The following is a 14,023-nucleotide window of genomic DNA, read 5'->3' on the forward strand; positions in this document are numbered from 1 at the left end:
GACGTAGATGGCGTCGGCCGGGCAGGCCCAGGCGCACAGCTCGCAGCCGACGCACTTCTCCAGGCCGTCGGGGTGCCGGTTCAGCTGGTGGCGGCGGCCGGCTCGCCCTGCCGGTCACCGAGGACGGGTTCCAGAGCCGCTGGACGGCCCGCCGCCCGCTGCTGGAGGTCGACGGCCGCCCGCTGACCGGCCTCGACGAGATCCTCGCCGCGGTCGCCGGCCTCGCCGACCCGCGCGACCGGGACGGCCACACCGCCTTCGCCGAGGAGTGCCGGCAGGCGCTCGCCACCATGCGGCTGCACGACCTGGCCCGGCCGGCCGTCCTCGACGGCCTCGCCGAGCGCCTCGGCCCCGACCCGGCCGACTGGACGGGCCCGGCCGCCTCGCTCGGCTTCGACACCCTCGCCGCCTACCTCGACCACCCGGTGCACCCCGCCGGACGGGGCCGGGCCGGCCTCACCGACGACCAGCTGCGCGGCCACGCACCCGAGTTCCACCCCGCCTTCGAACTGCGCTGGCTGATCCTGCCCGAGGCGGCCGTCACCCGGCACGGAGCCGGCCCGCTGCCCGGGTGGTGGCCCGCCCCGGCCGACCTCGGCGAGCCCGGCCCGGGTTTCGCCCTGCCCGTCCACCCGCTCACCGCGACACCCGGCCTGGCCGCACCGGTGCCCGGTGCCCGGCTCGCCGAGCGGCCGTACCTGACCGTCCGCCCGACCCTGTCGATGCGCACCGTCGCGGTCGTCGAGGACCCGTCCGTCCACCTCAAACTACCCGTCGCCACCGCCACCCTGGGCCTGCGCAACCGGCGCACCATCAAGCCCGGCAGCCTGGTCGACGGTGCCGCCGGGCAGCGGCTGCTGGAGGCCGTCACCGCCCGCGAGGCCCGGTTCGCCGGCACCGTGCTGCACGCCGACGAGCAGTGCTTCGCCCACGCCGGCCACGAGCTCCTCGCCGTCCTGCTGCGCCGCCAACCCGCGGGCCTGGACGGGTCGGTGACCGTCCCGCTGGCCGCCCTGCTCGCCCCCTCCCCCGGCGGGCGCACCGTCCTCGACCACCTCGCCGACCGCTTCCACGGCGGCGACGTGCTGCGCCTCTACGACGAGCTGCTGCAGCTGCTGCTCGACTGGCACACCACGCTCTTCTCCTACGGCATCGCCCTGGAGGCGCACCAGCAGAACACCTCGCTGGTGCTGGACCGCCCCGGCGGCCGCACCCGGATGCGGCTGCTGCTCAAGGACGACGACGGCCCCCGCCTCAACACCGCCCGCCTCGGCGAACTGGCGCCGTACGCCGAAGCGTTCGACGACGCCCGGATCGCCGGCACGGACGACCGGCCGGTCACCGACCTGTTCACCACCATCACCGGCCACCTGTGCACCGGCGCCCTCGCCTTCGGGCTCGCCGCCCTCGGCCGCGCCCCGCTCGCACGGACCCTCGGACTGCTGCGCACCCGGCTCACCGAGGCCGTCGACCGGCTCGGCCCGGCCGGCGCCCCGCTGCGCACCGCCCTGCTCGACGCCCCGGACCTGCCGGTGAAGGCGATGGTCACCGCCGGCACCCTGCTCAGCAAGGAGCGCTCCGGCGCGGCCGACATCAACAAGCACTACACCACCGGGCCCAACTACCTGCTGGAGGCGCCCAGGTGAGCACACCCGCAGGCGCCCGCCGCCCACACCCGCGAGGGAGCAACCGGATGACCCCACGGCTCGACGCCCGCCACACCTGCGCCCCCACCGGGCTGCCCAGCGCCGACCACGCCGTCGCGCACACCCTGCTCAACTGCCTGCTGCGCGAGGTCTCCGCGCCCGAGCACCAGACCGCCGTCCTGGACGGCCACCTGGTCGTCCGGCTGCCCCGCCGCGGCGCGCTGCTGCGGGTCGCGCTGCGCCGCACCTCGCTCTCCGGCGCGCACCGCTTCACCGGCCCCGTCCTCACCCACACCGCCGACGCCCCGCGGGCGAACAGCCTGCGAGAGGGCGCCTGGCGGGAGCTGGGCTGGCGGGAGCTCGCCGAGCAGGTCGAGGCGGAACTCGGCCACCGCGGCGGCACCGCCAACGACGAGTTCCTCGCCCAACTCGCCTCCAGCCACGCCGGGGTGAGCGCCGCCCTGGCCGACCGCCCGGAGCCCGGGCCGGACCGCTACCTGGAGTCCGAGCAGGCGCTGCTGTTCGGGCACCGCTTCCACCCCGCGCCCAAGGCCCGCTCCGCCGGGCGCACCGCCGACCCGGCCACCTGGACGGCCTACGCGCCCGAGGCCCGGGCGGCCTTCCGGCTGCGCCACCTCGCCGTCCGCGCAGAGCTGCTCGCCGAGGACGCCGCCGACCCCGCCGCGGCCGTCCTGCTCGACGGGCTGCGCGGTTCCGTCCCGGCCGGCTACCGGCTGCTGCCCGCCCACCCGTGGCAGTTCTCGCTGCTGCGCGATCACCCGGCGCTCACCGCCGCGCTCGCCCGCGGCGACGTGCTCGACCTGGGCCCGGGCGGCGCGCCGTTCACCGCCACCGCCTCCGTCCGCACGCTCTACGGCGCCGGCGCCTTCCTCAAGTTCAGCCTCAACGTGCGGATCACCAACTGCCTGCGCAAGAACGCCGCGTACGAGCTGGCCGGCGCCGTCGCGCTCACCCGGCTGCTGGCCGGGCCGTTCGCCGACCTCGCCCGGCGCTTCCCGGACGCCGCCGTGCTGCGCGAACCCGCCTTCCGCACGCTGGCCCTGCCCGGCCCGGACGGCCGCCCCGACACCGCGCTGTACGAGGGCCTCGGCCTGATCGTCCGCGAGGGCCTGGCCGGCGCCGTCCGCCCCGGCCTCACGCCGCTGCTGGCCGCCGCCGTCGCCGACGAGTACCCGACCAGCTCGGCGCAGGTCGCCGCGCTGCTGGACGGCGCCGGCCCGACCGCCGCCCGCGACTGGTGGGCCCGCTACCTGCGGCTGGTCGTCCCGCCGGTGCTCGCCGCCTACTTCGACCACGGCGTGGTGCTGGAACCGCACCTGCAGAACGTGCTGGTCTGCGTGGACGGCGACGGGCGGCCCGGGCAGGTGCTCTTCCGCGACCTGGAGGGCACCAAGCTGCTGCCCGGCCGGCACGGCGCGGCGCTCGCGGGCCTGCCGCCCGAGGTCGCCGGGCCGATGACCTACGACGCCGACCGCGGCTGGGACCGGGTGGTCTACTGCCTGCTGGTCAACCACCTCTCCGAGCTGCTCGCCGCCCTCGCCGACCAGGCCCCGCCGGCCCGGTCCGGCCGGCTGGAGGCCGACCTCTGGGCCGAACTGGGCACCGTGCTGGACGAGTGCGCCGACGCGCACGGCCGCCCGGCCCGGCTCACCGCCCTGCTGGACGGCGCCCCGCTGCCCGCCAAGGCCAATCTGCTGACCCGCTGGGAACGCCTCCCCGACCGGCAGGCCGGCTACGTGCGGCTGCCCTCGCCGCTCGCCCCCGAGGTGCTCGCCGAGGCCGCCCGCAGCGGGGCCGCCCGGTGAACGCCGCCCCGGGCGCCCTGGTCGCCCGCCGCGTCGAGGCGCTCGCCCCGGAGGAGCTGCCCGCCTTCCTGTACGACCTGCCGGCGCTGCGCACCCACGCCGCCGCCGTCCGGGCCGCGCTGCCCGCCCGGGTCGAGCTGTACTACGCCGCGAAGGCCAACCCGGAGCCGGCCCTGCTGACCGCCCTGCGGCCGTACGTGGACGGCTACGAGGTCTCCTCCGGCGGCGAGGCGGCCCACGTCGGGGCCGCGGTGCCGGGCGCGCCGACCGCGTTCGGCGGCCCCGGCAAGACCCCGGCCGAGATCGCCGCCGCACTGGCCGCCGGGGTGCACCGCTGGCACGTGGAGAGCGTCCACGAGCTGCGCCTGCTCGCGGCCTCCGGCGAGGCCGTGGACGTCCTGCTGCGGGCCAACCTGCCGGTGGCCGAGGGCCGCCTCGACGGTGTCGCCCTGGCCATGGGCGGCCGGCCCAGCCCGTTCGGCATGGACCCGGCCGGCGTCGAGGAGTGCCTGCGCCTGCTGGACTCCCCCGGCTCCGGCGGGCTGCGGCTGCGCGGCATCCACGCCCACCTCGCCAGCGGCCTCGACGCCGCGGGCCAACTCGCCCTCACCGAGCGGATCGTGGACTACACCGCCGGCCTCGGCCTGGCCGAGGCCAACGTCGGCGGCGGCATGGCGGTGGACTACGCCGACCCCGGCCGCAGCTTCGACTGGACGGCCTACGGCACCGGCCTGGAGAAGCTGCTCGACCGGCACCCCGGACTGCGGCTGCGGATCGAACCGGGCCGCTCGCTCACCGCCTACTGCGGCTGGTACGCGACCGAGGTGCTGGACCTCAAGCACAGCCACGGCGAGGACTTCGCGGTCGTCCGCGGCGGCACCCACCACCTGCGGACCCCGGCCACCCGGGGCCACGCCCAGCCGTTCGCCGTGCTGCCGTCCGAGCACTGGCCGCACCCGTGGGAGCGGCCGACCGCGGCGGGCCCGGCGGTCACCCTCTCGGGCCAGCTCTGCACGCCGAAGGACGTGCTGGCCGCCCGGGTGCCCGCGGCGGGCCTGCGGGCGGGCGACCGGGTGGTGTTCGCCATGGCCGGCGCCTACGCCTGGAACATCTCCCACCACGAGTTCCTCATGCACCCCCACCCGGGCTTCCACTTCCTGGACGGGTAGCGGTCCCGGGTGCGCCCGGTGGTCCCGGGGCCGCCGCAGGTCGGGGGTGGCCGGGCATGGGAGAGTGGTACCCGGCGAAGGGAGCGTTCGGGTGCTGATGGAGAAGGTGGCGGAGATCCTCGCCGAGGCGTCGGCGGAGGCGGTCGAGCCCCGGTTCCGGGCCCTCGCGGCGGGCGAGGTGCTGGAGAAGGCACCCGGTGAGATCGTCACCGTCGCCGACCGGGAGGCCGAGGTGATCATCTCCCGGCGGCTGCGCGAGCTGCTGCCGGTGCCGGTGGTCGGCGAGGAGGCGGTGGCCGCCGATCCGTCGCTGGCCCGGGCGCTCTCCACCGAGCCGGCGTGCTGGCTGGTGGACCCGGTCGACGGCACCGCGAACTTCGTGGCCGGCCGCCCGGACTTCGCGGTGATGGCCTCGCTCGTCCGGGCCGGCCGTACGGTCGCCTCCTGGATCTACCAGCCGGTCGACGGCGTCTGCTACTCCGCCGAACTCGGCGCCGGCGCCTGGCGGGACGGGCAGCGGATCGTCCGGCAGCCGGCCGCCCCGGAGCCGGCGACGTGGCGCGGCTCGGTGAAGAGCCGCTTCCTCGACCCGGTGCTGCACCACCGACTGCAGACCAATGCCCGGGTGTTCGGCGAGGTGTCCGCCGGCCGGCGGTCGGCGGGCATGGAGTACCCGCAGCTCGCCGACGGCCGGCAGGAGTTCATCCTCTACTGGCGCACCCTGCCGTGGGACCACGCCCCCGGTTCGCTCCTGGTGACGGAGGCCGGCGGCGTGTCCGCGCGGCTCGACGGCAGCGAGTACCGCCCGGAGCCGCCGGGCGGTCTCGACGGGCTGCTGGTCGCCTGCGACCCGGCGGTGTGGGACCGCACCCAGGAGATCCTGCTCGGCGCCGCCGTGCACTGACCCCCGGTGGCCTCCCGTGCTACCAGAGCACCGGGAGGCGCTCCGGCAGCCGCTTGATGAAGCCGGGGCGCCAGGCGAGCTGCTCGACGGGCAGGGCGAGCCGCAGCTCCGGCAGCCGCTGGACCAGCGCGGTCAGTGCGATCCCGGCGTGGGTGCGGCCGAGCGCGGAGGCGGGGCAGAAGTGCCGGCCGGCGCCGAAGGCGAGGTGCGGGTTCTCCGGGCGGTCGAAGTCGATCCGCTCGGGGTGCGGGAAGACCTCCGGGTCGTGGTTGGCGCCCTCGACCAGGACGAGTACCAGTTCGCCCTTCCGGACGAGCACCTCGCCCAGCTGGACGTCGGCCAGGGCGAGCCGGGGCAGCGCGTCGCCGATGGACAGGTTCCAGCGCAGCAGTTCCTCGACCGCGCGGTCGATCACGCCCGGCTCGGTGCGGATCCGCCCGGCGAGCTCCGGCTGCTGCACCAGCATGATGACGGCGTGCAGCAGGAAGGACGAGGTGGAGACCGCTCCGGCGCCGAACAGCGAGAGCGCCACGGTGGCGAGCAGCTCGTCGGGGATCCGGTCGGCGGCGTCCGGCGAGCGGCGCAGTTCGGCGAAGCGGCCGAGCAGGCCCTCGGTGGGCTCCGGGTCGGCGTTGAGCCGGTCGACCATGTAGCCGAGGTCCTTGTACCAGTTGGCGGCCGAACCCTCGAAGGGGGTGGGGCTGGTGAGGAAGGCGACGTCGATGCCGGCCATCAGCCGCCGCCAGTCGTCGGTGGGGATGCCGAGCAGCCTGCAGTGCAGGGCGGCCGAGTAGGGCTCGGTGAAGCCGTCGCGCAGTTCGCCGGGGGCGCCCTGCTCGATCAGCCGGTCGATCAGCCGGTGCGCCTCGGCGGCCAGCCAGGGTGCCAACTCCCGGTCGGCGCGCGGGTTGAGGGTCTTCATGACGGCCTGCCGCAGCCCGGCGCTGTTGATGTTGCCCATGTTGTTGACCACCTCGGGCGGGATGGTCAGGGCGTACTGGCGCGGGACGCCGGGGTTGGCGGTGTCCTTGAGGCTGAACCGCTCGTCCTCCAGCACCTGCCGGGCGAGGTCGAAGCTGCTGACCAGCCAGGCCGGATCGCCGGTCATGGTGCGGACCTTGGCCACCGGGTGCTTCGCGCGGAGGGCGGCCACCTCCTCGGGGACGAGGTCGCCCCGGCGGGAGAGCGGGAAGGTGAACTCGGGCTGTTCGGTGACGGTCATCGGGCTCCTCGCGGTGGCAGGGGTGGGGGTGGTGCGGTGATCGGGGTTCAGGCCGCGCGGCGGTCGGCCGCGGCGTCGGTGGGCCGGACGACCGCGTAGGCCTGGCCGGGGGCCGCGCGCAGCCCGTCGGACCGGCCGAACAGCACGGGGGTGAGCGGCAGTTCGACGTGGTAGCAGGCGACGGAGCTGGGCACGCCGAGCAGGGCCGGGGTGTCCAGGAAGAACGGCAGCTCGGCCGCGATGTAGCGCAGGCCGGCGGCGAGTTGGTCGGCGGTCGGGGCGGCGCCGTCGAGCCGGGCGCGGAGGAAGCCGAGGGCCATCCGCTCGGCGGCCTCGCGGAAGGGCCGGTCGTCCGCCAGGGCGGCCAGCACCTCCGCGTGCAGGCGACGGTACGTCTCGCCGCCGGTGAAGTCGGAGAGGGCGTGGGTGCGGACGCCCGGGCGGCCGGCGTCGGCGGCGCCGCGTTCGACGCGCCGCCGGGTGGCCTTGACCTCCTTGGCGGCGCGGCGGGCGGCGGCGTCCGGCGGGTAGCCCTGGGCGCCGAACTGGGCGTCCACGTGCAGGTCGGCGTGGACGATGTCCACCGAGTCGAAGAACTCCTTCCCCCAGTGGACGAGTTGGGTGATGCGGCGGGCGCTGAAATAGCTGTTCCCGGGGCTGACGCCGATCAGCAGGTGGTCGCCGCGGGCGAAGACCCGGCGGCACTGCTCGGAGTACGGGAATGCCTGGAATTCGTCGATCGTGGTGCTCAGCAGTGTTTCGCTCATGCCGATTCCTCCGCCGGACGGGGACGGGTGCGGACGGCTCCGGATTCACCGGGCCGGAGGTGCGCGTGCAGGGCGGCCGCACGGGTCCGGCGCCGGGGTGGGGCGCTGCGGACGGGGCCGGGGAGTGGGGCGGGCAGGCTCAGATCGCCCGCGAGCAGGCCGAAGACGGCACGACGGAGCCCCCTCGCGCCGCTAGTCCCGGGGAGCCGTGTGCTCCCGGTGTGGCGGCGACCACGAGAAGCTACCGCCGATCTTCACCGGGTCGGCAAGCCCGGCCCGGGGATTGGCGGAATTCCCACCGGGCGCGACTGAAAAGTGCTGGACAAGCGTCACACCGTATGTCCACGGAACGAATGTTCGCCGATTAACAAATCGCCGGAGAAATGGCCAGTGTGTCTTCCTCCGAAAGGAACTGGCCGACCGCCATCAGCCGCTGTGCGATTCCTCCGCCCGGCGCCCGGCCGCCAGGACGGCGGCGAGGACGGCGTCCACGTCCGCGGGTGCGGTGTGCGGGTTCAGCAGGGTGAGCTTCAGGCGGACGCGGCCGGGGCCGTCACCCGGGAGTTCGGTGCGGCCGACGACCGCGCGGCCGGTGCGCAGCAGCTCGCGGCGGAGTTCGGCGTTGAGCCGGTCGAGCCGGGCGGGGTCGGCCGACCGGGGCCGGTGGCGGAAGACCACGGTGGTGAGCACCGGCGGGCAGTGGAGTTCCAGCTCGGGTTCGGCGGCGACGGCCTCGGCCGCGTACCGGGCCAGCCGGTGGCAGGCGTCGACCAGGGCGCCGAGGCCGGAGCGGCCGAGCACGGCGAGGGTGACGGCGAGCTTGAAGGCGTCCGGGCGGCGGGTGGTGCGCAGCGAGAGGCCGAGCAGGCTGGGGTAGCCCGCCTCCTCGTCGTCGGCCGGGTTGAGGTAGACGGCCCGGCGGGCGAGCGGGGCGTAGGTGTCGGCGCGGCGGACGAGGAAGACGCCCGCGGCGGCGGGCTGCCAGCCGAGCTTGTGCCAGTCGAGCGCGAGGGAGTCGGCGCGGCCGATGCCGTCGAGCAGCGGGGCGAGGCGGTCGGAGAGCAGGGCGCCGCCGCCGTACGCGGCGTCGACGTGCAGCCAGGCGCCGTACTGCGCGGCGAGGTCGGCGGCGCGGTGCAGCGGGTCGATCGCGCCGGTGTCCGTGGTGCCGGCGGTGGCGACCACGGCGATCGGGATCTCGCCGCGGCGGACGGTGTCGGCGAGGGTGTCGGCCAGGGCCCGGCCGTCCATCCGCAGGGTGCGGTCGACGGGGACGGACCGGACGGCCAGTTCGCCGAGGCCGAGGACGGCGGCGGCGCGCTGGACGGAGAAGTGCGCGGCGGCGGAGGCGAGGATCCGCGGGCGGGCCCCGGCGGGGAGGCCGTGCAGTTCGGCGCCGGGGAAGGCGCGGTCGCGGGCGAGCATCAGGCCCATCAGGTTGGACTCGCTGCCGCCCGAGGTGAGGACGCCCGCGGCCGTCGCCGGGAGGCCCGCCAGGGCGGCGAGTTCGGCGAGCAGGGCGGTCTCGAGGGCGGTGGCGGCGGGGGCCTGGTCCCAGGAGTCCTGGGAGGGGTTGAGGGCGCTGACGGCGAGATCCGCGGCGGCGGCGACGGCCAGCGGCGGGCAGTGCAGGTGGGCCGCGCAGGCGGGGTCCGCCGGGTCGGCGGCGTACCCGGCGAGCAGCCGGGTGAGCCGGGCCAGGGCGTCGGGGCCGGGCGGGGCGGCGAGGGCGTCGCGGACGAGTCCGGTGATGCCGTCGGGCCGGCCGGCCGGGATCGGGCCGCCGCGGTCCTCGGCCCCGGCGGCGAGCGCGGTCAGCACCTCGTCCAGCAGCGGCCGCAGCGCGGCGGGGCCGGCCCTGCCGCCGGAGAGGGCGTCGGAGCCGGCCGGGGGTCTCACGGCTGCGCCCGGGAGGCGGCCTCGACGGCGTCGGCGAGCCGGTCGAGGACGGCGTCGGCCTGTTCGTCGGTGATGGTGAGCGGCGGCAGCAGGCGGAGCACCGCGCCGTGGCGGCCGCCGAGTTCGACGATCAGGCCGCGCTGCAGGCAGGCCTCGCGGGCCCGGACGGCGAGCGCCGGGTCGGCGGGCAGGGCGCCGCAGCTGTCGGGGGTGCCGGCCGGGTCGACGAGTTCGACGCCGAGCATCAGGCCGCGGCCGCGGACGTCGCCGATCACCGGGAGGTGGCCCTGCAGGCCGGCGAGCCGGGCGGCCATCCGTGCGCCGACCGTGCGGGAGCGCTCGACCAGGCCCTGCGCGGCGACGTACCGCAGGGTGGCGGCGCCGGCCGCCATGGCGAGGGTGTTGCCGCGGAAGGTGCCGGTGTGCGCGCCGGGCCGCCAGCCGTCGTAGTCCTCGCGGTAGACGACGGCGGCCAGCGGGAGGCTGCCGCCGATGGCCTTGGAGAGGACGATCGCGTCCGGTTCGATGCCGCTGTGCTCCACCGCCCACATGGCGCCGGTGCGGCCGACGCCGGTCTGCACCTCGTCGACGATCAGCGGGATGCCGCGGTCGGCGGTGATCCGGCGCATGGTGCGCAGCCAGTCGTCCGGGGCCGGGACGACCCCGCCCTCGCCCTGGACGGCCTCCAGGATCATCGCGGCGGGGGCGGTGACCCCGCCGGCCGGGTCGTCCAGCAGCCGTTCGGTGTAGGCGGCGGACAGCTCGGCGCCGCGCTCGCCGCCCACGCCGAAGGGGCAGCGGTAGGGGTACGGGTAGGGCAGCCGGGTGACTTCGCCGCCGCCGGGCAGCGGCGCCTTGACGGCGACCGAGCCGGTGACGGCGAGCGCCCCGGCCGTCATGCCGTGGTAGGCGCCGGTGAAGGCGAGGGCGCCGCTGCGGCCGGTGGCGGTCTGCATGAGCTTGAGTGCGGCCTCGACGGCGTCGGTGCCGGCCGGGCCGCAGAAGTGCACCCTGGCGCGGGCGGCGAAGGCGGGCGGCAGCGCCTCGAAGAGGGCGGTGGTGAAGTCGTCCTTCTCGGCGGTGGCGATGTCGAGGAGGTGGAGCGGGGCGCCGCCGTCGAGGGTGCGGCGGATGGCCTCCAGCACGACGGGGTGGTTGTGGCCGAGGACGAGGGTGCCGGCCCCGCTGAGGCAGTCGAGGTAGCGCCGCCCGTCGGCCCCCTCCACGGTCATGCCGTTGGCCCGGACCGGCACGATCGGGAAGGACCGGGCGTAGGTGCGGGCGGCGGACTCGCGGATGCGCTGGCGGCGCAGGATGGCGTCACCGGCCGGGGCGGCGGTGTCGACGGTGGGGCTCACGGACGGGCTCTCCTCGCGAAGTTAGGTAAGCCTAACTTTACCGGCTGGAGCCGGTCCGCCGCCGCAGGATCGGACATTTCCTACCGAAGTCCACCCCGGGCACGGCTCCGCCCTGCCCCAACGAGCCGGCCGCCGAAAGGTCACGGCCCGAGCGGGTGCGACAGCTGCGGCCGCCCGGCGCACCGCTCCCCTCCCCGACCGGCCCCTAGACTGCGGTGCATGGCCGAGGACGATCGCGCGGAGCGCGCACGCACCCGGGAGTTCTTCGCGGTCCGGGCCGCGGGGTGGGACGCGAAGTTCCCCGACGACGGACCGCGGTACGCCGCGGCGATCGCCGAACTGGCGCCCGGCGAGGGTGCGTTCGTGATCGACGCCGGCTGCGGCACCGGGCGGGCGCTGCCGCTGCTGCGGGACGCGGTCGGGCCCCGGGGCACCGTGCTCGGGGTGGACCTGACGCCGGAGATGCTGGCCGTCGCCTCGGCTCACCGCCCGGTCGCGGCCCTGGTGCGGGCCGACTGCGCCCGGCTGCCGCTGCCCGACGGGGTGGCCGACCTGGTGTTCGGCGCCGGCCTGATCGCCCATCTGCCCGGACCCGCCGAGGGCCTGCGCGAACTCGCCCGGGTGACGGCGCCGGGCGGCCGTCTCGCGCTCTACCACCCGATCGGGCGGGCCGCGCTCGCCGCCCGGCACGGCCGCGCGCTCACCCCCGACGACCTGCGGGCCGAGCCCAACCTCCGCCCGCTGCTGGCCGCGAACGGCTGGCGGACGCTCTCGTACACCGACACCGACGAGCGCTTCCTCGCCGTCGCCGAACGGGTCTGATCAGCCGCGCCAGCGGTAGCAGAGCTCGGGCCGGCCGACCTGGCCGTACTGCGGCTCCCGGACGGCGAGCCCGGTGTCGACCAGGTGCTCCAGGTAGCGGCGGGCGGTGATCCGCGAGACCCCGGCGGCGGTGCCCGCCGCGGCCGCGGAGAGCCCGGCGTCGGCGGCCCGCAGCACCCCGGCCACGGTCTCCAGCGTCGGGGCGCTCAACCCCTTGGGCAGCGCGGACCGTTCGGGGGTGCGGAGCAGGGCGAACGCCTGGTCGACCTCGTCCTGGCCGACCGCCTCGCCGGGCCGGCCGAGGCTGGCCCGGTAGCGGGCGTAGCGGTCCAGCCGTTCGCGCAGCGCCGCACTGCTGAACGGCTTCAGCAGGTACTGGACGACGCCCGCCGACACGGCCTGGCGGACCATCGCCAGGTCCCGGGCGGAGGTGACGGCGATGACGTCCGTGGTGTGGCCGGCCGCCCGCAGGGTGCGGCAGAGCTGCAGCCCGTGGCCGTCCGGCAGGTAGAGGTCGAGCAGGGCCAGGTCGACGGGGGCGCCGCCGGCCCGGGCCCGTTCCAGGGCGCGCAGCGCCCCGGCGCAGCTGTGCACGGTGGCGGCCACCCGGAATCCGGGGGTGCGGGCGACGTAGAGGGCGTGCGCGTCGGCGGCCACCGGGTCGTCCTCGACCACCAGCACGGAGATCTCGGCGGTCATCGGGCGGCCTCCCGCTGGAGCGGCAGCCGGACGGTGAGCACGGCGCCGCGGTCGCGGCCGACCTCGACGGTGCCGCCGTTGCGGCGGGCGGTCTGGGCGACGAGCGCGAGGCCGAGGCCGCGGCCGTGCTGCTTGGTCGTCCAGCCGCGGCGGAACACCTCGCCGGCGGCGGCCGCGTCGATGCCCGCGCCGGTGTCGGCGACCCGGAGCAGCAGGTGGCCGCCGTCGACCCGGGCCATGACGGTGACCTCGGGCGGGCCGGGGTGCTCGGCGGCGTTCTCGATGGCCGCGTCGACGGCGTTGTCGATCAGGTTGCCGAGCACGGTGACCAGGTCGCGCGGGGCGAGGTCGGGCGGCAGCACGCCGTCGTCGATCCGGCTGTCCTCGGTGAGGACGAGGTCGACGCCGCGTTCCGCGGCCTGCGAGGCCTTGCCCAGCAGCAGGGCGGCGAGGACGGGTTCGCCGACCGCGCCGACGACCTTGTCGGTGAGCCGCTGGGCGAGTTCGAGTTCGGCGGTGGCGAAGTCCACCGCGTCCTGGTGGCGGCCGAGTTCGACCAGCGAGACGACGGCGTGCAGCCGGTTGGCGGCCTCGTGGGCCTGGGCGCCGAGGGCGTCGGCGAAGCCCCGGACGCTGTCCAGTTCGCCGGTGAGCGACTGGAGTTCGGTGTGGTCGCGGAGGGTGAGCACGCTGCCGAGGCCGGTGCCGATCGGCGAGGTGTTGAGCACCACGACCCGCTCCGCGGTCAGGTGCACCTCGTCGTGGGCCGGTTCCGGCCCGAGCACGGCCCGCACCAGCGACTCGGGCAGGCCGAGCGCGTCGAACGGCAGGCCCTCCACCTCGCCCTGCAGGCCGAGGAGTTCGCGGGCGGCGTCGTTGCAGAGCACCACCCGGTGCGCCCGGTCGAGCAGCACCAGGCCCTCGCGGACGGAGTGCAGGGTGGCCTGGTGGTAGTCGTACAGGTGGCTGAGTTCGGCGGCGCCCATGCCGTGGGTGTGCCGGCGCAGCCGGGCGTTGGCGAGGTAGGTGCCGGCGCCGCCGAGCGCGAGGGCGCCCGCGGCGACGCCGGCCTGGGCGAGCAGCGGGCCGCGCAGCCGGGCGCTGATCGACTCCAGGGTGATGCCGGAGCTGACCAGGCCGACCACCCGGCCGTGCCCGTCGAGGATCGGGGTGACGACCCGGACGGAGGGGCCGAGGGTGCCGGTGTAGGTCTCGCTGGTGGTGCGGCCGGCGAGCGCGCCGTCGGTGTGGCCGAGGAAGGGGCGGCCGATCTGGGCCGGGTCGCGGTGCGCCCAGCGGATGCCGTGGGTGTCCATGACGGTGACGAAGTCCACGCCGGTGTCCCGGCGGACCCGTTCGGCGTAGGGCTGGAGCACGGCGGTCGGGTCCGGGCCGGTGGCGGCCTCGGCGACGGCCGGTGCGTCGGCGACGGCCCGGGCGGCGGCGGTGACCTGGCGGACCGCGGCGTCGTGGGTGCGGTGCTCGGTGAAGAGGTAGGCGAGGACGGCGCCGCCGGCGACCACCGCGGCGACGATCACCACCTGGACGGCGAAGAGCTGCCCGGCGAGGCTGCGCAGCGGTCGGCGCGCGGGACGGTCCCCCGCGGCCGGTCGGACCGGCGGGGCCGTGCGGGCCGGACGGCCTGGGCGGATGCGCATACCGGCCAGTGTGCACGGTCCTCCCCCGGCGGCGGCACCGTCCGGTGTGAACT

General features: G+C 76.6%; 10 protein-coding genes and 2 pseudogenes. 5 read left to right on the top strand and 7 right to left on the bottom strand.

Translation table 11 applies throughout. The features are described from left to right. Positions 1-93 (bottom strand): annotated as a pseudogene (locus ABZ641_RS13070) (4Fe-4S binding protein); the annotation flags it as partial. A gap of 2 nt (positions 94-95) precedes the next feature. Between ABZ641_RS13070 and ABZ641_RS13075 the strand changes: the two are divergent. From ABZ641_RS13075 to ABZ641_RS13090, 4 genes and pseudogenes are all read left to right on the top strand, one after another. Then, positions 96-1,646, top strand: a pseudogene (locus ABZ641_RS13075) (IucA/IucC family siderophore biosynthesis protein); the annotation flags it as partial. 47 nt (positions 1,647-1,693) lie between these two features. Then, complete coding sequence (locus tag ABZ641_RS13080; protein WP_359981416.1) at positions 1,694-3,472, top strand: IucA/IucC family protein; 1,779 nt, start codon at positions 1,694-1,696, stop codon at positions 3,470-3,472. Then, positions 3,469-4,641: a type III PLP-dependent enzyme gene (locus ABZ641_RS13085; RefSeq protein WP_359981419.1), complete on the top strand. Its 1,173-nt coding sequence runs from the start codon at positions 3,469-3,471 to the stop codon at positions 4,639-4,641. Before ABZ641_RS13080 ends, ABZ641_RS13085 begins: the two co-directional genes overlap by 4 nt. Positions 4,642-4,738: 97 nt before the next feature. After that, positions 4,739-5,545 carry an inositol monophosphatase family protein gene (locus ABZ641_RS13090; protein ID WP_344626342.1) on the top strand — a complete coding sequence of 269 codons (807 nt, stop codon included), beginning with the start codon at positions 4,739-4,741 and terminating at the stop codon, positions 5,543-5,545. Between the two features lie 19 nt (positions 5,546-5,564). On the opposite strand, the gene ABZ641_RS13095 is transcribed toward ABZ641_RS13090, so the two are convergent. The 4 genes from ABZ641_RS13095 to ABZ641_RS13110 form a co-directional block, all read right to left on the bottom strand. Beyond that, positions 5,565-6,767 carry a cytochrome P450 gene (locus tag ABZ641_RS13095; protein WP_359981422.1) on the bottom strand — a complete coding sequence of 401 codons (1,203 nt, stop codon included), beginning with the start codon at positions 6,765-6,767 and terminating at the stop codon, positions 5,565-5,567. Between the two features lie 47 nt (positions 6,768-6,814). Continuing rightward, a complete protein-coding gene (locus ABZ641_RS13100) occupies positions 6,815-7,534 on the bottom strand; it encodes a tRNA-dependent cyclodipeptide synthase (RefSeq protein ID WP_359981425.1) in 720 nt (239 codons plus the stop codon). A 426-nt stretch (positions 7,535-7,960) separates the two neighbouring features. Further along, positions 7,961-9,433 carry a pyridoxal-dependent decarboxylase gene (locus tag ABZ641_RS13105; protein WP_359981428.1) on the bottom strand — a complete coding sequence of 491 codons (1,473 nt, stop codon included), beginning with the start codon at positions 9,431-9,433 and terminating at the stop codon, positions 7,961-7,963. Then, the gene (locus ABZ641_RS13110) at positions 9,430-10,791 is read right to left on the bottom strand and encodes a diaminobutyrate--2-oxoglutarate transaminase family protein (protein ID WP_359981431.1); all 1,362 of its coding nucleotides are present in this window, start codon (positions 10,789-10,791) and stop codon (positions 9,430-9,432) included. The genes ABZ641_RS13105 and ABZ641_RS13110 overlap by 4 nt, the downstream gene beginning before the upstream one ends. 219 nt (positions 10,792-11,010) lie before the next feature. On the opposite strand from ABZ641_RS13110, the gene ABZ641_RS13115 reads away from it, so the two are divergent. Next, positions 11,011-11,613 carry a class I SAM-dependent methyltransferase gene (locus ABZ641_RS13115; protein ID WP_359981434.1) on the top strand — a complete coding sequence of 201 codons (603 nt, stop codon included), beginning with the start codon at positions 11,011-11,013 and terminating at the stop codon, positions 11,611-11,613. Here ABZ641_RS13115 and ABZ641_RS13120 read toward each other — a convergent pair whose 3' ends face one another. Next, positions 11,614-12,312, bottom strand: coding sequence for a response regulator (locus ABZ641_RS13120; protein WP_344626329.1), 699 nt, complete (start codon positions 12,310-12,312; stop codon positions 11,614-11,616). It lies immediately after the preceding gene. Then, complete coding sequence (locus ABZ641_RS13125) at positions 12,309-13,970, bottom strand: sensor histidine kinase (protein ID WP_344626330.1); 1,662 nt, start codon at positions 13,968-13,970, stop codon at positions 12,309-12,311. The genes ABZ641_RS13120 and ABZ641_RS13125 overlap by 4 nt, the downstream gene beginning before the upstream one ends. Between the last annotated feature and the right edge of the window lie 53 nt (positions 13,971-14,023).

Source organism: Kitasatospora sp. NPDC007106, assembly GCF_040634455.1.
GTDB lineage: Bacteria > Actinomycetota > Actinomycetes > Streptomycetales > Streptomycetaceae > Kitasatospora > Kitasatospora arboriphila.

Excerpts from the sequence above, each read along its gene's own strand:
- ABZ641_RS13090 (WP_344626342.1), top strand. The coding sequence starts at position 4,739 with ATGGAGAAGGTGGCGGAGATCCTCGCCGAGGCGTCGGCGGAGGCGGTC.
- ABZ641_RS13120 (WP_344626329.1), bottom strand. The coding sequence starts at position 12,312 with ATGACCGCCGAGATCTCCGTGCTGGTGGTCGAGGACGACCCGGTGGCC.
- ABZ641_RS13115 (WP_359981434.1), top strand. The coding sequence starts at position 11,011 with ATGGCCGAGGACGATCGCGCGGAGCGCGCACGCACCCGGGAGTTCTTC.
- ABZ641_RS13100 (WP_359981425.1), bottom strand. The coding sequence starts at position 7,534 with ATGAGCGAAACACTGCTGAGCACCACGATCGACGAATTCCAGGCATTC.
- ABZ641_RS13080 (WP_359981416.1), top strand. The coding sequence starts at position 1,694 with ATGACCCCACGGCTCGACGCCCGCCACACCTGCGCCCCCACCGGGCTG.
- ABZ641_RS13125 (WP_344626330.1), bottom strand. The coding sequence starts at position 13,970 with ATGCGCATCCGCCCAGGCCGTCCGGCCCGCACGGCCCCGCCGGTCCGA.
- ABZ641_RS13095 (WP_359981422.1), bottom strand. The coding sequence starts at position 6,767 with ATGACCGTCACCGAACAGCCCGAGTTCACCTTCCCGCTCTCCCGCCGG.